Source organism: Alkalibacterium putridalgicola (assembly GCF_900109825.1).
In the GTDB taxonomy this organism is placed as follows: Bacteria; Bacillota; Bacilli; order Lactobacillales; family Carnobacteriaceae_A; genus Alkalibacterium; species Alkalibacterium putridalgicola.
This window is the reverse complement of sequence record NZ_FOBL01000014.1, coordinates 23,589-45,184: the sequence shown is the minus strand read 5'-3', so window position 1 is coordinate 45,184 and position 21,596 is coordinate 23,589. Positions and strand designations below refer to the sequence as shown.

Annotated in this window: 22 protein-coding genes; 10 read left to right on the top strand and 12 right to left on the bottom strand. The window is 42.9% G+C overall.

All coding sequences use genetic code 11. From position 1 onward, the window contains the following. Positions 1-56: 56 nt before the first annotated feature. From BMX84_RS06210 to BMX84_RS06200, 3 genes are all read right to left on the bottom strand, one after another. Positions 57-1,739: a methyl-accepting chemotaxis protein gene (locus tag BMX84_RS06210; RefSeq protein ID WP_091488138.1), complete on the bottom strand. Its 1,683-nt coding sequence runs from the start codon at positions 1,737-1,739 to the stop codon at positions 57-59. A gap of 651 nt (positions 1,740-2,390) precedes the next feature. Beyond that, the gene (locus BMX84_RS06205; protein WP_246119088.1) at positions 2,391-3,683 is read right to left on the bottom strand and encodes a DUF438 domain-containing protein; all 1,293 of its coding nucleotides are present in this window, start codon (positions 3,681-3,683) and stop codon (positions 2,391-2,393) included. Then, positions 3,680-3,919 carry a DUF1858 domain-containing protein gene (locus tag BMX84_RS06200; protein ID WP_091488136.1) on the bottom strand — a complete coding sequence of 80 codons (240 nt, stop codon included), beginning with the start codon at positions 3,917-3,919 and terminating at the stop codon, positions 3,680-3,682. Before BMX84_RS06200 ends, BMX84_RS06205 begins: the two co-directional genes overlap by 4 nt. Before the next feature lie 256 nt (positions 3,920-4,175). Here BMX84_RS06200 and BMX84_RS06195 point away from each other — a divergent pair, with 256 nt between their 5' ends. The 7 genes from BMX84_RS06195 to BMX84_RS06165 all read left to right on the top strand — a co-directional run bounded on the left by BMX84_RS06195 (position 4,176) and on the right by BMX84_RS06165 (position 10,328). Continuing rightward, on the top strand, positions 4,176-4,640 hold the full coding sequence (locus BMX84_RS06195; RefSeq protein WP_218142341.1) for a YbaN family protein: 465 nt from the start codon (positions 4,176-4,178) through the stop codon (positions 4,638-4,640). Between the two features lie 310 nt (positions 4,641-4,950). Continuing rightward, positions 4,951-5,817 (top strand): helix-turn-helix domain-containing protein, encoded by an 867-nt coding sequence (locus BMX84_RS06190; RefSeq protein ID WP_091488132.1) that lies wholly within the window; start codon positions 4,951-4,953, stop codon positions 5,815-5,817. Between the two features lie 47 nt (positions 5,818-5,864). Then, positions 5,865-6,818: an FAD:protein FMN transferase gene (locus tag BMX84_RS06185; RefSeq protein ID WP_246119089.1), complete on the top strand. Its 954-nt coding sequence runs from the start codon at positions 5,865-5,867 to the stop codon at positions 6,816-6,818. A gap of 34 nt (positions 6,819-6,852) precedes the next feature. Beyond that, positions 6,853-7,461 (top strand): NADPH-dependent FMN reductase, encoded by a 609-nt coding sequence (locus BMX84_RS06180; protein ID WP_091488130.1) that lies wholly within the window; start codon positions 6,853-6,855, stop codon positions 7,459-7,461. A gap of 18 nt (positions 7,462-7,479) precedes the next feature. Beyond that, on the top strand, positions 7,480-8,670 hold the full coding sequence (locus tag BMX84_RS06175) for an NADPH-dependent oxidoreductase (protein WP_091488129.1): 1,191 nt from the start codon (positions 7,480-7,482) through the stop codon (positions 8,668-8,670). Positions 8,671-9,200: 530 nt separating this feature from the next. Further along, positions 9,201-9,518, top strand: a complete 318-nt coding sequence (locus tag BMX84_RS06170; protein WP_091488127.1) for a DUF6442 family protein — start codon at positions 9,201-9,203, stop codon at positions 9,516-9,518. Between the two features lie 324 nt (positions 9,519-9,842). Further along, entirely contained in the window at positions 9,843-10,328 is a 486-nt protein-coding gene (locus tag BMX84_RS06165) for a glutathione peroxidase (protein ID WP_091488126.1), read from the top strand. A gap of 91 nt (positions 10,329-10,419) precedes the next feature. Here BMX84_RS06165 and BMX84_RS06160 read toward each other — a convergent pair whose 3' ends face one another. From BMX84_RS06160 to BMX84_RS06145, 4 genes are all read right to left on the bottom strand, one after another. Next, a complete protein-coding gene (locus BMX84_RS06160) occupies positions 10,420-10,686 on the bottom strand; it encodes a Txe/YoeB family addiction module toxin (RefSeq protein WP_091488124.1) in 267 nt (88 codons plus the stop codon). Continuing rightward, positions 10,686-10,949, bottom strand: a complete 264-nt coding sequence (locus tag BMX84_RS06155; RefSeq protein WP_091488122.1) for a type II toxin-antitoxin system Phd/YefM family antitoxin — start codon at positions 10,947-10,949, stop codon at positions 10,686-10,688. Before BMX84_RS06155 ends, BMX84_RS06160 begins: the two co-directional genes overlap by 1 nt. 247 nt (positions 10,950-11,196) lie before the next feature. Beyond that, a complete protein-coding gene (gene purB / locus BMX84_RS06150; RefSeq protein WP_091488120.1) occupies positions 11,197-12,627 on the bottom strand; it encodes an adenylosuccinate lyase in 1,431 nt (476 codons plus the stop codon). 63 nt (positions 12,628-12,690) lie between these two features. Further along, positions 12,691-13,974 carry an adenylosuccinate synthase gene (locus BMX84_RS06145; RefSeq protein ID WP_091488119.1) on the bottom strand — a complete coding sequence of 428 codons (1,284 nt, stop codon included), beginning with the start codon at positions 13,972-13,974 and terminating at the stop codon, positions 12,691-12,693. Between the two features lie 423 nt (positions 13,975-14,397). Here BMX84_RS06145 and BMX84_RS06140 point away from each other — a divergent pair, with 423 nt between their 5' ends. Both BMX84_RS06140 and BMX84_RS12715 read left to right on the top strand, forming a co-directional pair. Next, positions 14,398-14,820, top strand: a complete 423-nt coding sequence (locus BMX84_RS06140; RefSeq protein WP_091488117.1) for a very short patch repair endonuclease — start codon at positions 14,398-14,400, stop codon at positions 14,818-14,820. 57 nt (positions 14,821-14,877) lie between these two features. Next, complete coding sequence (locus BMX84_RS12715; RefSeq protein ID WP_343283810.1) at positions 14,878-15,084, top strand: DUF6290 family protein; 207 nt, start codon at positions 14,878-14,880, stop codon at positions 15,082-15,084. A gap of 694 nt (positions 15,085-15,778) precedes the next feature. On the opposite strand, the gene BMX84_RS06125 is transcribed toward BMX84_RS12715, so the two are convergent. The 3 genes from BMX84_RS06125 to BMX84_RS06115 are packed head-to-tail and all read right to left on the bottom strand — an operon-like array spanning position 15,779 to position 17,996. Beyond that, entirely contained in the window at positions 15,779-16,291 is a 513-nt protein-coding gene (locus tag BMX84_RS06125) for an IS1 family transposase (RefSeq protein ID WP_143058677.1), read from the bottom strand. A 21-nt stretch (positions 16,292-16,312) separates the two neighbouring features. Further along, positions 16,313-16,513 carry a hypothetical protein gene (locus BMX84_RS06120; RefSeq protein WP_091488112.1) on the bottom strand — a complete coding sequence of 67 codons (201 nt, stop codon included), beginning with the start codon at positions 16,511-16,513 and terminating at the stop codon, positions 16,313-16,315. Between the two features lie 49 nt (positions 16,514-16,562). Further along, positions 16,563-17,996 carry a DUF5050 domain-containing protein gene (locus tag BMX84_RS06115; RefSeq protein WP_091488111.1) on the bottom strand — a complete coding sequence of 478 codons (1,434 nt, stop codon included), beginning with the start codon at positions 17,994-17,996 and terminating at the stop codon, positions 16,563-16,565. Positions 17,997-18,242: 246 nt separating this feature from the next. On the opposite strand from BMX84_RS06115, the gene BMX84_RS06110 reads away from it, so the two are divergent. Then, positions 18,243-19,709, top strand: a complete 1,467-nt coding sequence (locus BMX84_RS06110) for a phospholipase D family protein (protein ID WP_091488109.1) — start codon at positions 18,243-18,245, stop codon at positions 19,707-19,709. 400 nt (positions 19,710-20,109) lie between these two features. On the opposite strand, the gene BMX84_RS06105 is transcribed toward BMX84_RS06110, so the two are convergent. Both BMX84_RS06105 and BMX84_RS06100 read right to left on the bottom strand, forming a co-directional pair. Further along, entirely contained in the window at positions 20,110-21,021 is a 912-nt protein-coding gene (locus BMX84_RS06105) for a zf-HC2 domain-containing protein (RefSeq protein WP_091488107.1), read from the bottom strand. Continuing rightward, positions 21,018-21,500 (bottom strand): RNA polymerase sigma factor, encoded by a 483-nt coding sequence (locus tag BMX84_RS06100; RefSeq protein WP_091488106.1) that lies wholly within the window; start codon positions 21,498-21,500, stop codon positions 21,018-21,020. Before BMX84_RS06100 ends, BMX84_RS06105 begins: the two co-directional genes overlap by 4 nt. Positions 21,501-21,596 lie beyond the last annotated feature (96 nt).

Below are 21,596 nucleotides of genomic sequence, written 5' to 3'. Positions count from 1 at the left end.
TGAGTACTAAAAAGACTTCCTCACTCAATGGAGTCAGGAAGTCTTAACAATACCTTTTATAGCTTGAAGCGGTCGACCAGCTGATTCAGTTCTTCGGCGATCTTAGCTAGTTCTTCGGAACTGGCTGAAACTTCCTGCATCGTGCTGGTGGTCTGCTGGGCGGATGCTGAGGTCTGTTCGATACCTGCTGCAGATTCTTCGGAAACGCTGGCGATTTCTTCCACGCTTGCACTCATATCCAGCGTCTGCTGCTTGTTGGCCTGCAGCTTGTCTGAAATCTCTTTGATCGATGCCCCCATCGACTGAACGGATGACGAAATCTTATTGAACGTTTCTCCAGTGCTTTCGATCTGGGTCGTCCCTTTAGCCACCTGTTCATATCCATTCTCTAAACTCTGAGCCACACTGGATGATTCTGACTGGATGCTTAAAACGATCTCTGTGATATCACCGACGGAGTGGGAAACTTGTTCAGCCAGTTTCCTGACCTCTTCCGCAACAACCGCAAATCCCTTACCCTGTTCACCGGCACGTGCCGCTTCGATCGCCGCATTCAATGCCAGCAGATTCGTCTGTTCAGCGATTTCTTCAATCACTGAAACCAGCTTTGTGACTTGACCCGACTTGTTATCCAGTTCTTTCACACCATCGACCGACTGCTTGACGATCTGGTCGATCTTCTGCATCTGCATGACAGAAGAATCCATCAGTCCTTTTCCTTTTTCAGTCAAAGCTCTGACGTCATTGGAGGTCTGGTAGATCCGGTCACTCTGATCGGCTGAATCTTCGATCGTCTGGACAAAGTTCTGCATATTCATGGATAAGTCACTGGTGTAATTGGCTTGGGACTCAGAGCCGGAAGCCAGTTCCTGCATGGTGACTGCGATCTGTTCCGCACCCTGACCGACTTCGTGTGTCGATTGAGTCAGTTCTTCACTGGAACTCATGACCTGTGTCGTCGCCTGGGAAACAGATGAAATGATAGTTCGCAGTTCATTCTGCATCGCGTTGCTGGCGTTGACCAGTGTGCCGATTTCATCCTTGCGTTTCGTTTTCAGCGGCTTGACGGTCAGATTGCCTTTGGCTACTTCGTTCAAATTATGCGAAATACCTTTCAGCGGCGTACCGATCATTCTTCCCATGAGAACACCAATAACTACAGCCAGTACAGTCGCGATCAGACTGATAAGGATAATGACGTTTCTTAGTGTTTCATACGTATTCAGATTCTGATTATGTGTTTCACTGGATAACTCGTCTGTCAAAGTGAGCAGTTCTTCCAGATACATATTGGCAGCCCCATATCGTGCTCCGCTGTCACGCACGCCCTCCATCGTTGCCGTGTAATCACCTGCCGATAAACTGGCTGCTGTGGTACGTATGGATTCCGCAAACAAGTCCCAGTTCACTTGCATCAAATCAAAAATCTCCTGTTCATCTTCCCGTAAATCTCTGGCGCTGTATTCTTCCAGTAAAAGATCCACTTCTTCTAAATTCTCTACCGCACTTTCCCCTCGAGCCGGCACGGTTCCCACGACACCGGTCAGTAAATGGACCCTCGTATTCTCCATCAGCTGAGACACTTCGGATAAGATGATGGCGGGCTGAAGACGTTCGGTATACAGTTCTTCAGAGTTCTCATTGACTGTTCTCAAGCCGAAAAACGACAGGACCCCCAGCATGACGACGAGCAAGGCGATCGTTAAGTATGATAACAGTAATTTGGTTGTGATTTTCAAAGATATTCCCCCAATGTTCTAATAATAGCTATACCCATTTACTAATAATGAGTCATACAGTTTTATAATCGGAGGAAACCCAGTGAAATTAACCCTATTCAAAGGATTTTGTGCTTATGTCTAGATTTTTAAAATAGTTCTGTATTATAAAGTACAAACTAAAGAGGCCTTCGACTTTTTGGTCGAAGGCTTTCCTTATTGCAAGAGCTTTGGGTTGGGAAGTGACTGCTGGGTTATTGTTTATGGTTGAGTATAACCAAGTGATTTCTGTAGTGCCGGCTCGAAAGTATGTCTGCTTGAGAAGGCTCTATATGCGTCCAGTAGGTTATGCTCGCTATCAGTAATTCGCTGAGCGGGCGGTAAAAACCTCTTGTAGTGACCACTCAGCGCCTATTATTTATTAATTGGCCATCAGAAAGGGCTTCTAGTGACCGCCCAAAATTTTCGGACCTTTGACCAGGCTGTATCACACGCAAGTACAGTCAACCGGAGCACCTATACCATTACAGCAGGCAAAAGCAGAGGCCTTTACAACCTTATCAAATAGAACGAGAAAACGAGTTGGCCGAAATCTTTTCCCTTTATACCAGTCAGTAAAGGGAATCGCTGAGTCTATCCCATTATTTTTAGCTTACTTCTCCTTTACATCATTCATTCAGCGTCCTGCTCACTTAACCCGCGCTTCATACCTGTAAGGTCGCGAAGCGGTTGGATGTCCTGTACATATTCCAGGATGCCCATATATGTGCCATCGTCATCTCTGACTGCAGCATAGGTCACATGAATGAACTGTCCGTTTTTACGCGGGAACCACATGCTTTCCTTGTCTTTTCTGCCTGAGCTTAGATCCGCGATCAGACCGAGAACCATATCCAGACTTTTTGGAGGATGACAGTTTTTGACTTCCCGACCGATCGCACTTGGGGCACGGCGGAAAACTTTTTCCTCATCAGGAATACTGTCATTGAAATACTTGAACACATTGTCTTTGTTGATGAAGGTCAGTTCCAGAGGGAGGATATCCAGGATCTTCTCCACTTCATTCAGCGTCAAGAAGCCATTCCCGAAAGGCATTTCCTTGTGACGCGGAACATCTTCGATGGCGATTTCTTCTTTTTCTTCGCTGTCACTATCCTCTTCAATAAAGGAAACCCGTTCAGGCACCCATTCTTCTGCCGGTTTAACGATCGTGTAGCCGTATTCTTTACTGTCTTTAGCTATGCCTATCCAGTCGTCTTCATTAAAGATATCAAGGACTAAAGGTACGAGGATCGTCTCTTCTTTAAAAATCATTTCATTGAATTCAAAAGAGAAAGTCTCAAAGCTTTTCTGCAGTTTTTTCTTTCCGACTTGATCTATCGCACCTAAATCACGCTGCACCTGGTCGAACAGCTCGCGGATCTGATCATCGACTCCCCACATGACTTTCGGCGGTGCATCATGCCCGTATTTTTCCATGACCGGGAACCACACTTCTTCTTTACGTTTGTAATGGGTATCAAACTGGGCCAGTAAATCCAGCTGGTTGTTCAAGCCTCTGAGCAAGCCTTTTTCATAAGGCAGTTCACCCAGATTTGCGATGATCCGGTTGATGCGCATGACGGCTGCACGCATGGCCTGATTTTCAGTGCGCATGATCTGGATCGGATGACCTGGTTTTTCGAATTCACTGACTTTACCCGGTTCTGAGACTCTATTTTTAAACAGATTGGCATGGACATTGCACAGTTTCATGACATCTTCAAAAGTAATATCGTTGTCTTCACTGTCAATTAGTTCGTGTTCCATCAGTGAGATTTCGATTGCACTGATACCCTGGAAATGTTCGTCAAACTCGGCTTGGACCGACTCGGAATCCGCTCCTCCATGAAGGCGCAGCAGGATATCCTTGAGTACCGTTACACGTTTTTGCTGATTTTCATTCATGTATTCCGGTTTCTTCATGCTTCTGTTACCCCTTTTACTTCGTATCCGTTCCATTCCAGTTGTTTTGCCAAATCGTTCGGCTTCACATTGATCTTTTTTGCGCCCTGATTCAAGCTGACCAGTCGGCCAACTGAGTTTAACATCTTCGGATCCGTTAAAGGTTTAAACCCTGCTTTGACAAGCAGCGGTTTGATTTCAGGAAACTTTTCCAGAACCTTAAAGACTGGAACCGTAAAATCTATCACATTATCCATGGCTCAATTCCTCTCTTTAGTTAATAAATCACTTAATACTTTTTTATATAAAACTGACTTCGTGAATAATTTTCTTAATCATTCTAACACACTTATATGCTTCATGATGTTAAACTTTTGTCAACTTTAAGTACTCTTATTTTAAAAGGGGATCTGCAGGAGTTAAACACGTTTGATGATTACTCTAAAGAAGGCAGTCCCCCTTCCCTCTTCTTGACTTCAAAACTACATCATGCTATAAGTATGGAGTAACCGAATGAGACGTATTTGGCATAATAAATCGAATGAGGTAAACACAATGAAGACGATACGATTAAAAAAATATCTTTATATTATTTTAGGCACCCTGACGCTTCTGATCGGGACGATCGGGATATTCCTGCCCATCCTGCCTACGACACCGCTCCTGCTCCTGACTGCCTTTTTCTACCTGAGAAGTTCCAAAAAACTATACCAGTGGCTGATCCATCACCGCGTGTTCGGTGCGTATATCTACAGCTATGTAAAATTTAAGGCAGTTCCTTTGAAGACAAAAATCAGTGCCCTTAGTATTCTATGGGTATCCATTCTGTTTTCCATGTCCCTTATCGATAACATCTGGCTAAGGCTCATGCTGGCAGTTATCGCAGCCATAGTAACAGTCTATATCCTTTCACTGACGACCCTTCCGAAGGAGAAAATCAGTGAGATCAAACAGCTGCAGGCAGCTTTCCGAAATTGAAACGAGCTCGACTGAATAAAAAGTATTGACCACTTAAGTGGTCAATACTTTTTTTATATAGAACCAATGTCTCTTTAATCCAGAGTAAAACAGCCCTTATTTCTCAATTATATAACGTTATTTAACTTCTCAAGATGAATTTTATTCATTTTTTAGACAAATCTTTATATACATTTTTATATATCCTTATTGACTGATAATAATTCTCACTGTATACTATGATCAATGCCGAATATGTGAAAACATTATCAATACAAAGTTGAATGCACCACTTTCCAGTTCCAAAGACCAACGCGAAGGAGTCTTTAACATGAATATCCATCGTTTCATCGAAATCCGAAAAGCTAAGGGATACTCGCAGAGTGACCTGGCTGATGGGATCTGTACCCAAGCTACACTCAGTCGTTTTGAAAATAATGGACAAGTTCCTAACTTGAAAATATTAAATAAACTATGCAACCGCATTGACTTCCCTTTAAGTGACTTATTTCCCAAAGTCGGGGTTCGTTATTCTGAAGTCGTTGAAAAAATGAACCAGGCGGAGTTTTTCCTTATTACGAGTAAGTATGAAAAAGCTCACCAGCTTATCAGCAGCATTGCTATCGACACGATCGAAGATGCGCAGCTGCTGCTTCGTTATCATTACCTGAATGGTTTCATTATGATTTTCCAACATCAGCCGATCATGGATATTCTTTTCACCTTTGACCAAGTCCTCCTGGAAGAAGAAACGGCTGATACAACGATTTTCCGTTTACTCGCCCATACAGGAATCGGTATGGTTTATTCACGAGAAGGGGATCTCAGAAAAGCAGAATTCTACTTCAATAAGGTTCTTGAGAAAATCTATAACTATCCCAATAATGATATGGAAGACACCTGGCGTGTACTGAATATCGTCTATAACAGCGGGGTCTTTTATTCAAGGATCGATGAAATCGAGATCAGTGATGCACTCCTTTGGCATGCCGTCAACATCTGTTCAGATAACCATGTCACTTACTACTTAGCTAAAGCGGCGATCCAGCTGGCGAAAAATGCAATCATCAAAAACGAGCCGAAAGAGAAGATCCTGGAACTTATTTATGATGCACGAGCCTATTCTAAAGTAAACCGGAATGAAATCGCTCTGACAGAACTGGCTGATCTTGAACGATCGGTTCTCGAAACCATTTAATTTTTTACCAATGCTTGTTACCTTTTTAACATAAGGGAGGAGAACTCATGCCAGAACAACTAAGCACCATCCGGATGATGGGCACAGTCATCGATATCATGGTCGACACTTTAGATGATAAGATCAGTGCGTTGATCATTGAAGACGTGATTCGAAAACTCCACATCTACGAGCAGCGCTTCAGCGCCAACGACACCAAGTCAGAACTGATGGCTGTTAATCTGGCGGCAGGCATCTCTCCTGTGAGCGTTCACCCTGACCTTTATCAGATTATAAAGAAAGGAAAAGCACACAGTCTGGCTGAGGGCAGCCATCTGAACATTGCCTTGGGTCCTTTGATCAAAGCTTGGCGGATCGGCTTTGACGATGCTAGAAAACCGGCGGAAACAGAAATCACTGCAGCACTAGAGCTCACCGATCCGGATCTGATCCATCTCGATGAGGAACGGCAGTCGGTTTATCTGGAGAAAAAAGGGATGCAGATCGACCTCGGTGCCTTGGCAAAGGGCCATATCGCTGATTTGATCATGAAGGACTTAAAAAATCAGCCGATCACATCGGCCTATATCAACTTGGGCGGAAATTTTGTGTCAACTGGCTTCTCACAAAAGCGCGCCTCGGGCTGTTACCGCATCGGTATCCAGGATCCAAAACGGCCCCGCGGCAACTATCTGCTTGCGGTGGACACTCAGAACCAGTCCGTTGTGACTTCCGGCATTTACGAGCGCCAGCTCCACCACGAGAACGAGTCCTTTCATCACATTTTTGATACCCAAACGGGCTATCCGATCGAAACGGACCTTGCAAGTCTCACGATCATCTCCAAGGAGTCTGTCGATGGTGAAATTTGGACCACGCGTCTGTTTGGTCACAATCCTTCCACCATTCTTTCCACTGTCGAAGCACTTGTGGATATCGACTGCATCCTTATCACGAAAAGCAACACTGTCATGTATTCAAAAGGCCTGGAAGAAAAACTCATTCCCTTATCTTCCAGGTAACCAACTCTATGAATAAGAAAGGAACTAACGACTTATGAAACATTTAATCGGGCTTGTTGGTACAAACTCCAGCCAGTCAACCAACCGTAAACTGCTTCAATTTATACAAAGTCACTTTGCTGAAGAGGCTACTATGGAATTAATGGAGATCAAAGACTTCCCGGTTTTCAATAAACCGACAGACAGCCCCCTTCCTCCTGTCATCCAGGAAGCGGCGGACAGAATCGAACAGGCAGATGGCGTCATCATCAGCACACCTGAATATGACCATGCCATCCCTGCGTCACTGATCAATGCTTTGAACTGGTTATCCTATGATATCTATCCTTTTGTGGATAAACCAGTCATGATCACAGGTGCTTCGTACGGCACTTTAGGCTCTTCCCGTGCCCAGGCACAACTGCGACAGATTTTGGATTCACCTGAACTGAAAGCACGCATCATGCCGAGTTCAGAATTTCTGTTGAGTCATTCTCTGCAGGCCTTTGACGAAGAAAACCGATTGAAAGATGCGAGTCAAATCGAAAAACTTACCGGCCTGTTTGCTGATTTCCTGATATTCGTCGATCTGGTCAACCAGCTGGTTCAAGCCCACGACAGCAATGTAAAAGCAGCGGAAAACTTTTCCTGGGAAACTATCTAACATAGGAGTGTTAAAACAATGAAATTAATAGGCATCGTCGGCTCAAACGCGGACATCTCATATAACCGTTATTTACTTAACTTCATCAAACGCCATTATTCTGGTTTATTTGACCTGGATGTTGTTGAGATCAAAGACATCCCGATGTTCAATCAGGATGACGACCAGACAAACAGCTACCCTATCCAGCAGCTCAATCAGAAAATTATGGCGGCCGACGGGGTGATCATCGCCACGCCCGAGCACAACCATACGATACCGGCCAGCTTGAAAAGTGTCCTTGAATGGCTGTCATTCAAGATCCATCCACTGGAAAATAAACCGGTCATGATCGTTGGTGCATCTTATTATGACCAGGGCTCTTCACGTGCCCAATTGCACCTGCGTCAGATCCTGTATGCACCCGGTGTCAATGCTATTGTTATGCCCGGAAATGAATTCCTGCTTGGCAGAGTCAAACAGGCTTTTGACGAAGAATACAATTTAACTGATCAGAACACTGTGGACTTTCTTCAGACCGTGCTCGAGAAATTCCTCTCTTTTGTACGCCTGGTGAATCGTCTGGAAGCGCCGGTTGAAGAACCTTTACCGGAAGAAGATCTGCATGCGTCTCAACCGATCGACACCACTATCGAAGGGGTCGATATGGCTGCAGAAGACTGGGTCGAACAGGCAGCCGAAAAAGTCAATGCAGTTGAAGGGGATACCTATGTAAAACTGAACCGCGGGATCCTGACGGTCGACCAGATCAATACTTTCCTGTCCTCCATGCCGATGGAACTGACCTACGCCGACGAAAACAACCAGTTCCTTTATTACAATTACACCACGGAAGCGGAAGATATGCTTGCTGACCGTGTTCCGGGACAAGTAGGTAATCCGCTGGTCCTCTGTCACCCTGAGAGTGCCCTCAAGAATGTTGGCTGGGTCATCCAGCAGCTCCGTTCAGGTAGACAGGACGTCGTTCGCGTTCACGTACCGACACACGGTCCAGACAAGTTCGTCGTTCACAACTATCAGGCGATGCATGACGCGGAAGGAAACTATAAAGGCATCAATGAATATATCCTTGACTTTAAGCCGATCGTAGACTGGTACCTCAAACAAACCGGTCTGAAACTCGACGGCGATATCGATGCCGCATCCGGAGCCTCTCAGAAAGAGGAAGAAACCGTGGATGCCGGTAGTGGCGCAAGTGTGAAGAGCTAGTTAAATATAGATTTTTAGTTATGTGAGCCTTCGACCCGCGTCGAAGGCTTTCCTTATTGTAAGAACATTCGGTTGGGTAGTGACTACTGGTTTATTGTTTATGGTTGAGTAGGATCAAATGATTCCTGTAGTGCCTGCTCGAAAGTATCTCTTCATGAGATGCCTCTAAATGAGTCTTTTAGGTCATACCCGCTATCCACAATCTGTCGAGCAGACAGTATAAAACTCTTGTAGTGCCCACTCACTGCCTTCTATTTATTGGGTTGGAATCAGAAGGTGCTTCTAGTGACTACCCAAAAATTCAGGGCCCTTGACTGGGTCGTATCTGGTTGATTTAAGTCCATCTGATAAGAGATGATAATTTGAGCAGTCACTATAGACAGGTTTTATGTCCCACTCAGAAGACTGAGTATGCTGAGCAGACAAAAAGAAATAAACAAGCCAGTTAAACGTGTGTCGACGTCAATAAAGCTTCACACGACCGTTTCATTAAACTATACTTAATGCAACTTTAAGGAGGAGGCGACTTGATGGACAAAGAAACAATAGTAGAAAAAGCGCAAAAGTCGGGCAAAGATGAACGAGAGATGCAGATCAGGAATAAATCGTATAAATTCAGCTGGATACTCGTCTCTATTACACTCCTTGCTCTTGCAGGGTTCCGGGTATTCCAAAATGAAACCGTTACAGATTTATTTCTTATCCTGATCACTCATAATTTTGGTCTGATGCTTTACCAGTACTACCAGAAAAGAGAGCTGACAAAACTGACCTTCGGGACACTTTTATCCCTCTTTGCCTTGGGACTAGGTGTATTTGCCTTGTTAAGTCAATATGGTGTCTTTTAAATACTGAAGAATAAAGAGACGCTCTTATTTAAAGACTGCCTGAGAAAAGCACGTGCGGCTAAACACATTACACAGAATGACTTGGCACATTAGGCCGGCGTATCCAGACAGACCATCCTAGTCATAGAAACCTGACTCTTGACATGTCTATGCAGGATTCAGTTACCTTCCTGGATAAGTACTCGCATCTGGAATCATTGCATCCTTAGACGGTGTGTGGTTTACTTTAGGTAAGCAAAACAAAGATACTAACGAACGGTTTATAGGATTTCCAATAAACAAAACCATTTAAAATCCTAAATATACTGAATGAGGTAGATACTTATGACCACCCCTTATGACTACGTTGTCAAAACGCCTTCGGGAGAAGATTTCGACTTGAAGCAATATGAAGGACAGCCTCTACTTATCGTGAACACTGCCAGTCACTGCGGTTTCGCGCCTCAGTTTGAAGGTTTACAGCAATTATATGACAAGTATAAAGACGACGGACTTGTTGTGCTCGGCTTTCCATGCGGCCAGTTCAAGGAACAGGAATTTGACGACATCAATAAGACGATGGAATTCTGTCAGGTCAACTATAACGTCTCCTTCCCGATGTTCGCGAAGATCGATGTGAACGGCGAAAACACTCATCCCTTATATAAACACTTGAAGGACCAGCAGAAAGGCCTGTTCTCCGATAAGATCAAGTGGAACTTCACTAAATTTTTGGTCGATGAAAACGGTCAGGTCGTTCAGCGCTATGCCCCAGCGAAGAAGCCGGAAGATATCGAACAGGATATCCAAAAAGTATTGGGGAAACAGTAACGGCATCTCGGTACTCTTCATTCAAACGATTCCGTCAAACAAATCAAAACAGACTCAGCACAGTAATATGCTGAGTCTGTTTTGATTTATATTATTCATAACGTGACCATGTTGAGTAGATTTCAACTTCTTTAGTTTCTTCATTCACTTTATATACTACTCTATGCTGATGATTCAATCTTCTTGAATATCTTCCTTCGTGTTTAGGGAAAAGTTTTTCAAATGATTGCGATTGACTATATGGATCCTCTTTCAAAGTTGAAACGATTTCCTCAAACTGTTTCCTTAAATTTGAGGCCTTTAGTTTTTTAAAATCTTTTTTAGCTGAGTTCTTTATTTTGATAGCGTAAGTCGACATTACAGATTATCCCAGTCGATAGCGTCTACTTCAGTAAAACCACTTTCATCTTTTTCACGACTTCTAACTTTATCTAACGTACCCGTCTGCTCTAAATATAATGTTTCCTGTATAGCTTTCCAGTCATCTAGACTAATTAATACAGCATTATTCTCGTTTGTACTACTAATGATTTGAATTTCACTATGGTTCTCATTGACTTCTTTTAATAATTGATAGAATTGTTTCCGAGCTGAAGTGGGGTTTAAAGTTGTCTCCGGCATAACTGATCACCTCTTATCTATTTTTACGTACATCATACCGTACGCTTATGATTGCGTCAACAGTTCCGTACTTGCAATAAAATCAATAGAGATGTATCCACATAAGTTATTAACGATCATATAGATACATAACAAAGAACCAGCACATTGATTATGCTGGTTCTTTGTCTGCATATTCAGATTTATATTATTCTCAAACGACTGGCATCAAGTTTTCTAAATATCTCAAGGTTTCTCTGCTCAACTCTTATACCTTCACTTCTGCATCCACGCCGAGCAGGTCTTTGTTGGCATCTAGTATCGGCTGCACACATCCGCTGATGAATTCATCCACTTGTCCGGAGGCTCTGCCGGTATAGTTTTCTGCCTTCAGCACCTTCATGAGGTCATCTTTTGAAATGTTAAAAGCCTCATCGGAAGCAATGCGGTCGATCAGGTCATTGTCCAGGCCTTCTTCTTTGACCCGTCTGGCCGAGGCCATCGAATGCATGCGGATCTTTTCATGCAGCTCCTGTCTGTCTCCGCCTCGTCTGACGGCTTCCATCAGGATATTCTCCGTTGCCATAAACGGCAGTTCCTGCTCCACATGTGCGGCAATCACTTTCTCATAGACGACTAGATTACTGGAGACATTCTCGTATAAGTTCAGCACGCCGTCCAGTGCCAGAAAAGCTTCGGATACAGACAGCCGTCTGTTGGCTGAATCATCTAATGTACGTTCAAACCACTGTGTCGCAGCCGTTATAGCCGGGTTCAAAGCATTCACGATGACGTGTCTGGATAGAGCACTCATCCGTTCCGAACGCATCGGGTTACGTTTATAGGCCATTGCAGAAGACCCGATCTGTTTCTTGCCGAACGGTTCTTCCACTTCTTTCATTCCCTGAAGCAGTCTCAAGTCGTTACTGAACTTGTAGGCACTTTGAGCAATTTCAGATAAGGTGTTCAGAACGATCGAGTCGACTTTTCTTGAATAGGTCTGACCGGTCACTCGATACGTTTCGTTGAAGCCCATTTTCTCAGTGACTTTCTGATCCAGCAGTTTCACTTTCTCTTCATCACCGTCAAAGAGGTTCATGAAGCTGGCCTGAGTACCGGTGGTGCCTTTGACCCCTCTAAATTTAATAGAGTCCAGCACATAATCCAGTTTTTCCAGATCGATGACCAACTCGTTGATCCAAAGCGTGGCCCGCTTCCCGACCGTCGTCAGCTGCGCCGGCTGATAATGCGTTAAACCAAGTGTCGGAACGTCTTTATACTCTTTCGCGAAGTTGGCCAGTTCACTGATGACATTGATCACTTTTTTTCGCGTCAAAAGCAGCGCTTCTTTCATGACGATCAGGTCCGTATTGTCGCCCACAAAGCAGCTCGTCACGCCCAGATGGATGATGCCTTTTGCATTCGGGCACTGAACACCGTAGGCATGGACATGACTCATCACATCGTGTCTGATTTCCTTTTCCTTCTGTTCGGCAACGTCATAGTTGATGTCATCGGCATGCGCTCTCAGTTCATCAAGCTGTTCTTCTGAAATAGGCAGCCCGAGTTCACTTTCCGCTTCGGCTAACGCTACCCACAATTTGCGCCAGGTCTTGAATTTTTTGTCATTTGAAAAGAGGTAGGACATCTCTTTTGACGCGTATCTCGTTTCCAGTGGTGATGTATATGACTCTCTCATAAGTTCCCCTATCTTTCTCTAGTGATTGACGACTATTAAAAGGTATCTAGTTAAAGACTTTCTCTAGATCTCGTTGACCACGATCGTCTGGTCTCTTTTCGGTCCGACCGAAACGATCGACACTTCCACTCCCGTGAATTCTTCAATGCGTTTCAAATAAATCTTGGCATTTTCCGGCAGTTCATCATACGTTTTAGCCGTCGCCGCTTCTTCCCCCCAGCCTTCGAACGTTTCATAGACCGGTTCGCACGCAGCCAGATCTTCCAGAGAAGCCGGGAAGTAATCGATCATCTGACCATTGAATTTATACCCGACACACACTTCGATCGTGTCCAGACCGGCCAGCGTATCTATTTTCGTCACGACCAGATTCGTCAGTCCGGATACACGGGCAGAGGTTTTCAGGATGACCAGATCGAGCCAGCCACAGCGTCGTGGTCTGCCGGTCGTTACCCCGACTTCGCCGCCTTTTTCCTGGATCCATCTGCCAGTTTCATCGGTGAGTTCCGTCGGGAATGGTCCTTCACCGACACGCGTCGTATAGGCCTTGGCCACACCCACAGCACCTTTCAGCATCGTCGGACCGATACCCGTTCCGGTACAGACGCCGCCAGCGATCGTGTTGGACGACGTCACAAAAGGATAGGTCCCGTAATCGATATCCAAAAGCATCCCCTGGGCGCCTTCAAACAGGACTTTCTTGTCGGCTTTGATCTCATCATACAGTCGCACAGACGTATCCTTGACGAATGGGATCAGCCTTTCAGCATAGGCGCTATAAGTTTCATAAACTTCATCAAAGTCCAGCGGTTCCTCATCATATACGCTCACTAATAAATCATTCTTTTTCTTGATATTTTCTTCAAGTTTTCGTTTAAATACATCAGGCTTGATCAAGTCGCACATTCTGATACCTGATCGTTCGGCCTTGTCCGTATAAGCAGGTCCAATGCCTTTGCCGGTGGTGCCGATGGCGTTCTTTCTCAGTTTATCACTGGCTTTGTCCAGCAGACGGTGGTAAGGCAAAATCACATGCGCCCGGTCACTGATCAAAAGTTTTTCTGGCGTCACCTCTACATTCAAGTCTTCCAGATAGCTGATTTCCTTGAAAAGAGCTTCCGGATCGATCACCGTGCCGTTACCCAAAATGTTCAGTTTATCATCATATAAAATACCAGAAGGAATCAGGTGAAGCTTGTATTCACTTTCTCCAACGATCACCGTATGACCGGCATTGTTTCCTCCTTGAAAGCGAACGACCAGATCGGCACTTTCTGCCAGAAAATCCGTCATCTTCCCTTTTCCTTCGTCTCCCCATTGTGCACCTAACACGACAAACGTTGACATTCATTGTCCTCCTTAGTAAATCGCTCTATTTATGAGCCTTCACTTATCCTCATTAGCGGTATCAAAAATCACTCACTTTCGATACCAGAACAATGGTATCAGAGGCATGGAGCCCAGGTCAATAAAATATCGCATGAATTTAGTGGTTGAGTGGTTAATGTTCGTGTTTAGGTACATGACAAGAGGCTTACTACTAATTTGAAGTCAATTTTCTTAATTTATATAGTATCTGCTATCGTTTTACTATTCTTTCATATTAATATTTGATAAAAACACTATAAAAAAAACACCATAATACTTTATGCTTATGAGCTTAATAATATGTTTTGAAATACTATATATTGGTAGAAATAGAAGTTGATTGTAAACATAATTGTTTAAGAAACGATCTACTGGTGATACGATGTATTTGAGGTGAAACTTATGGCTGATAAAATTTCAAAAGAAGCGCGTAGTAGAAACATGTCACTAATTCAGTCTAAAGATACTAAGCCTGAAATGCTTGTCAGAAAGTATCTCTTCAACCGTGGTTTACGCTATCGTCTCCACGACAAAAGGTTACCTGGAAAACCTGATTTAATTTTCCCGAAATACAAGACAGCTGTTTTTGTAAATGGATGTTTCTGGCATCGCCATGGCTGCAGGTATACCACCACACCAAAAACTAATACTGATTTCTGGTTGGATAAGTTCCAGAAAAATGTAAATAGAGATATTCAAAATTATGAAGAATTGGACGAGGCAGGATGGAATGTAATTGTTGTATGGGAATGTGATTTAAAAAAAGACAGAAGAGAAGAAACATTAGCTGAATTGTATGATAAAATTACTGACTCAATTAAATAAAACAGAGAATAGCTGAATCATTGTTGCTCTCCTAGTTGTTTTACCTTGTAACAGTACCTGACTGTCTCATCAATCAAAAACAAGGAGGATACTATTAGGGTTAAGGTTTCACTTCATCTTGATGATAAAGAAGAACGGTTGATCAAGGAGTACGCAAAAGCTAAAAATAGCAGCGTAAATGCATTGATAAAACTTTCCGTGTCAGAAAAAATAGAAGCTGACCTCAACTTAGAACTTTATGATAAAGCAATGCAAGAACATTAATCTCATTCAGAGATTATCTCTTTCGTAGGCATGGTCAAAGAATTGGAAATTACAGACTGATTGCATATATTAACGATGAGACAGTCACTATATTGATATTAGAGATTGGTCAACGTCGGGATATTTACAAATAAAGAACCAGCAGGTAATTTGCTGGTTCTTTATTTTTGATTCTTCTACTTTTTAGGGCGTTTAGTGGATTTTCCTTTATTATTTTGGTATATGAAATATATTCCTAACCCTGCGAAAACTAGTATCATAAAGGTCCCGAAAGTAGTTGATAGCTCTAAAATAGATATTACTGTTACAAAAATAATCGCAAGAACTATAGCTATAATTAATTGTTTTTTGGTAAACACATTTTCACCTACTTATTAGTTTAGTATCTATCTTCGATTTCTAATCGTGTTAGTAGATGGATAACAGTTATACAAATATTCATATTCATTTTAAGTCCTTAGATTTTGTTTCTTGCTATTCTAAAAATAGTCAATTAAAGAACAATTGGTAGTTCTGAATAGGAACTACCAATTTAAGATTTTCAGTACCCATACATTTTTTCTATTTTATATTTGGGAAAGATCAATCCGGTATATTCCACCAAAACAAAATATCGCTCGTTTTTTTCAATTGATCCCCAGACATCCGTTATGACGACGTCCTCACTTTCCTGAGGAGATTCCTCTTCTCTTTACTAGCGTTTTTCTTCCGCCCCAACCTGTTCAAAGTAAGAGTCCAAGTATTCCAACAATTCTCCAAACAATTCCGGAAATGCATTGGATCCCGACACTTCGAATGTCTCTCTGTCATCAAAGGTCAGTTTCAGTTCCCACTGGGTGCCGTCCAGTATGTAGGGATCGTAGTATTCTTCATCCCATGAAAGGATGAACAGTTCGTTGAACAGCTCATCTTTGATGGCCTGCCATTCGTTCAAGGTGATGCGCAGTTTCATTTCGCCGTCTATCCTCACACTGATCGGCGGTGTGAGTGTCACATCCGCATAGCTGTCGCGTTCTTCTATGAGGATCTGCTTGAATCCTTGATGAAAACCGCCGGTACTGAAGTAAAACGTGTGACAATCTTTAACGACTTCATTCGATTTTAAACCAAACGTCTTACCGCAGGTCTTACACCTGTATTTGTCTGTACCTTGTTCATTCATTTCGACCGTTTCATTCCCGCAGTAGGGACATTTTAAGTCATTCATCATCTGTTTTCCTCATTCCCCTTATTTGAAGAGATCCCAGAAAGAAAAGGATGTCTTTTTATAAACTTTGTTATAGGCTGCTTTCTTTGGGTTCTTCAGCCATCCCATGCCTTTCTTGCCGTACCCAGGGATCAGTTTTTTCTTTACCGCCCGTTTGGCTCTGCCTGTGGTCTGTGCTTTAATCGAGCGCTTGATACTTGGTTTACGCATACCGAATTTCATTTACCATCCCTGCTTTCTTCTCTTTAGTCTCTTCCTTAAATTCCCTTTTTTAGTCCAGTACGTCGAACCCGCCGGCTTCCATATCGAATCGCTTCACGATTTTTTCACCGTAAGTGGCTTCAGAGGAAAAGATAATGGAGTCACCGACCTTCGCCAATCCTTCGACCTTTTCTGATGCGGACAGCAGCATATCTTCTTCACCTTCAAGCGTCATCGTAAAGATACCGTCTCTTGAATGAAGAGAGTAGAAAATGCCCTGTTCAGTAAGGAGATAGGCAGAGACCCGGTCGTCCTTTATCAATTCCGGTTCACTGTTTTCCCCTATTTCACTTCGGTAAAGTTCATTATCTTCACCTAAATAATAGTAATGTCCTTCCCAGACCATTAAATCATCTGCGTCGTCTTCAAGAATGATACGGGGATCTTCTCCATCGAGATCATAACTCTCTACTCTATCGCGATTCTCATAACTGACCAGCAGCCGATCGTTATGGAGTGTCAAACTCTTTGCTCTGACGTCGATCAGCTGTTCAAGGTTTTGCCCGTTCAGGTCCATGCGGTAGACATTGAAGTCGCCTTTCCAGCTCACAAAGTAGATCCAGTCCCCTTTAATCTGCATCTCTGACAGATGACTCAAGCTATACAGTGTCGAGTGATCCGTGCCATCTACTTTCATTCTTTCCAGACTTTCGCCTTTTGTAAAGTAGATCCAGTCATCGACCACATTCAGATTTCTGATCCACGACCCGCCCTCACCTTGCTGTAAGTAATCTTTGCTTTCAAATGATTTATCCGTTCTAACGAGATTCAAGTCATTTTCGACATAGAATATATCGTCTTCTGTTTCGACAGCAAAGCCGGCATTCACTGCATTCACCATAGAATTTCCGGCTGCATCATCGGATGAGGCTTCAACTTCTTCACGAACATTTGAAAAAGAGTTGTGACGAAGGACGTTCATGCTCCATACCAGATTAGAATCCATTAAAATCGGTAGAAGAACTATAAAGGCAATATAAATAAACTTGAGTGACGACACGCCTTTTCTGGTCCAGAGACTTTCTTCACCCCGGATATTTTTTGCGAGTACCGTGATGTAATGCTTCGGTCCTTCGATCCTCAGGTTACTGTTTGCGTAGTACAGCGTGATCTTGTCGTTAAGAATAAGATTAAACGGGATATCGAATGTCGGTCTGACGGTCATCTCTGCTTGCCTTTTATCAAGCACTTCAAACCGGCCCTGCTCGATCAGCCTGTCCAGACCGTCAAAGCTCTGGACTTCTTCCTCGCTGGACTGATGCCTGTACTTGGCGATCAGCCAACGGAGAAATACCAGGAGATAGAGAAAGATAAATATCCAGTGGATCCCGGGCCCCATGCTAAAAACGCTTCGGTAACTCCAGTAAAACAGCAGGGCCAGCGGCAGATAGATAAAGACTGTTCCTCTTACAGCTATATTCAGCCAGTTTTTCACTTCTTTCATCCGTTCTCCTCCTAATCATTTGTCTTTAGTTCTATGTATTATTATTTAATCCTAGTTTATCAAAAATGACCTGTCTTTTGATAGCGCTTTTTAAAATAAACCTATATTTTATGCATTTTTTCCAATAGCATGGCATAATACTTTGTGTCATAATCTTAAACATTTAAGACTTCCTTTTCCGTTCGTGGTAAACTTGTGAATAATAATCAAATGAATTTATCCTTCATAAAAGAAAGCAGGTGCATCATGCCTATCAAACAATCTGATCCTCATAAAAAGAAAGCAGTAATCAGCGTACTTTTGATTTTGCTCTTTTTAGTTCCAATGCTGGTCTCTCTGTATCATTATTTCAAGCCTGTACCCGAAGGACTTTCTACAAAAGGAACCATACATAAAACAAATGATCTAGAGTTCCTGTATGACCTGACCTATGAGAATGAAGCAGGTGAAGTGATACACGAACAGCAGATTTTTGATCGCGTGTATCGCATGATCGACGAAGCCGAGGACTTTATCGTTCTGGACATGTTCTTGTTCAACGACGACTATGACCATACTGCTCCTGACTTAAACTTTCCTCAGTTATCGACTGAACTATCCGACGCTTTGATAGAAAAGAAACAGACGGAACCAGATGTGGAGATCGTTTTTATCACCGATCCCATCAACACCTTTTACGGTACATATATGCCCGAGCACATCGCACAGATGACGGATGCGGGAATCAGCATGGTATTTACCGATCTAAGTCCACTGAGAGATTCCAATCCTGTGTATTCCGGTTTTTCACGCACCTATCTGGACTGGTTTGACCGCTCTGGAACCCGCTATCTTCCGAATATCCTTCGTCCACAGGGGCCTGAGGTCGCCGTGCCTTCGTATACGAAACTGCTGCACTTCAAAGCGAACCACCGGAAAACACTGATGACCGAACGGGAAGGCCTGATCACTTCCGCCAATCCTCATGACGCCAGTGCCTATCATTCCAATATTGCCTATGTCCTGAAAGGCGACATCTTAAAGGATCTGCTGGCTTCAGAAAAAGCTGTAGCTGAGCTGTCTGGTTTCGACACGACGCTGTTTGAATCGTTTAAAGTTCAGAATAAAAGCAGTGAATCAGGCGATGCCTACAGCGTCCAGCTTTTGACGGAAAAGAAAATCAAGGTCTCACTTTTGGAATCGATCAGTCAGGCAGATGAAAATGATGCGATCAAAATCGGGATGTTTTATCTCTCAGACAGAGACATCATTGATGCCCTGCTTGAAGCGGACAAGAGAGACGTTTCGATCCAGATGGTTCTCGATATCAATCAGGATGCCTTCGGGAATAAAAAAATCGGCATCCCCAACCGCCCCGTCGCAGATGAACTGACCAAAGGTGACAGTACCATCGCTGTCAGATGGTACAAGTCGCACGGCGAACAGTTCCATTCTAAGTTTTACATCCATGAGACAAAGACCGAGGTCACGATGATCGGTGGTTCGACCAATTTCACGCGTCGGAACCTGGATGACTATAACCTTGAGACGAATGTGAAGATCACAGGAACAAAAGATCAGCCAGAAATCGAGGACATGCTGCAGTACTTTGACCGGATCTGGAACAACGAGGGCGGCACCTATACCGTCGACTACGCCGAGCACGCAGAAGCAACGGCCTGGAAAGACTGGCTCTATCACATTCAGGAATTTACTGGCCTGTCGACGTTCTAGGTGAAAAGAAAGTACGTCCTTTATATGAAACAACTTAGAAACAAATCCTTACTCCAAAGTAATATTAAAAGAATAGACAAAAAGAAGAGGTCAACATCCTGACATACGCTTATCGACAAGCAGGTTTTATGAAGTATGCCAAAGTTTTGAAATATCAGTGGTTGCTTTGTACATTAATTTTCTAATATGGTATAATTTAAATAGAAAAAGAGGACATGCTCGATACATGCCCTCTAATGTAGAACCGTTTAAGACGGTAGCAAATTTGATTACTAAAAAATAACCGTTAACTTGCCAAAGTTAAGGACGGTTATTTTTTTGTCATTATTTAGCTTTATCAGCACTTACGCAAACATTAGAGTCCGTCATTTACTCGTATTGTAAATGACGGACTCTATTTTTATTTTAATTTCTCTATCCGTTTTCGTTCTCTTCTCATATTGTAAAGGTCCTTTCCCAGTAATATCAGGGCAAACAAAGGAATCGTAATCAAGATAATAGCCAGCAGATCCCTTGTCGAACTATAGGATGCAGAAGAGAGTCCCATCACTGTTAAGTGGGCTACGGCATAAGAGATAGACAGTAAAAATGCCGTAAACGACCATTTTACGATTTGTTTATGTCGACGAAACAGTAGAGCGATAATTAAGCTTATTAATCCAAACAGAACAGCTGTCATAAGAAAGTAAGACAGATTCAATCTCGGCAAAGTCACTATTCCTCCATTTGGGATTTCATTGATTCCGTATATCAATCGGTCCTCTGTCCCATCCGTCTGATAATAATAAACCGATGAGACTGTTTCAGCTCCTTCGTTCAAGACAATTGTCCCGATCTCGTCTGACTGGACGTATTCATCCCAAATAGTCGTCCAAGTAGTGAGATGATAAGTCGTGCCAGATCCTCCTTCTGACGCATACTCGTTTATATCATACCCTGAGACTTGTTCGTCGAATATAATGACGACAGACCCGTCTGCTTGGTCGCTCACTTGGATAGTGTCTTCACTGTATGGCAGATACTTTGGTGCAGTCAGAAAAGCAAAGAGGATGGCAGAAAACAATAGTGTAAATACAAACGTCAACGCTATCGAAAGTGTCTTTTTCTTTCTTAGTGCAGATTTTATCTTCAGTAAAGGCATAGCGTTATGATCTTCTGGTGCAGGATATGGCTGGTTCAGTTCTTCCAGCAACTTTTGACAGTCCTTACAGTACTCAAGATGGGTTTCCACCAGTTGGACAGAATCCTCACTGAGCATATCTTCCGCGTATAACGGGACAAGATCTCTTATGACATCGCAGGATACATTCATTTGTTCTTCCTCATTTCTTCTCTTATTTTTACTTTCGCTCTATAAAAGGTCACACAAGCCCAGTTATCGGTTTTACCAAATAGTTCAGCAATCTGTTTGAAGCTCAGTTCTCCAAATAACCTCAACGTAAAGACTTCTTTGTAAGGTTCAGAAAGCTGATGGAGAACTTTATGTACAGCCATCGCTTCTTCTTTTGAAGAGACAATCTTTTCGATATCTGTTTCAGCTTCTATTTCTCCTATGGAATCAAGTCCCGTCTCCTTCTTTGATTTCCTCAGATGGGAGTAATAGGTGTTTTTAGCAATCTGAAAAAGCCAGACGTGAATATCACTCTCCCCTTTAAAACTATCCAGAGACTTCAATGCTTTTAAAAACGTTTCAGACGTAATATCTTCTGCCAGATGCTTATCTCTGGTTAAGCTTAATACAAAGTAATATACATCCTTAAAATACAATGCGTATATCTCTTCAAGTTCCACCGCTTTCTCACCTCCTATATATAAGACGCACCAACCATCAAAATCTTACAAACTTTTTATAATAAATCATAAAAGACCTCTGTTTTCTCTAGATGA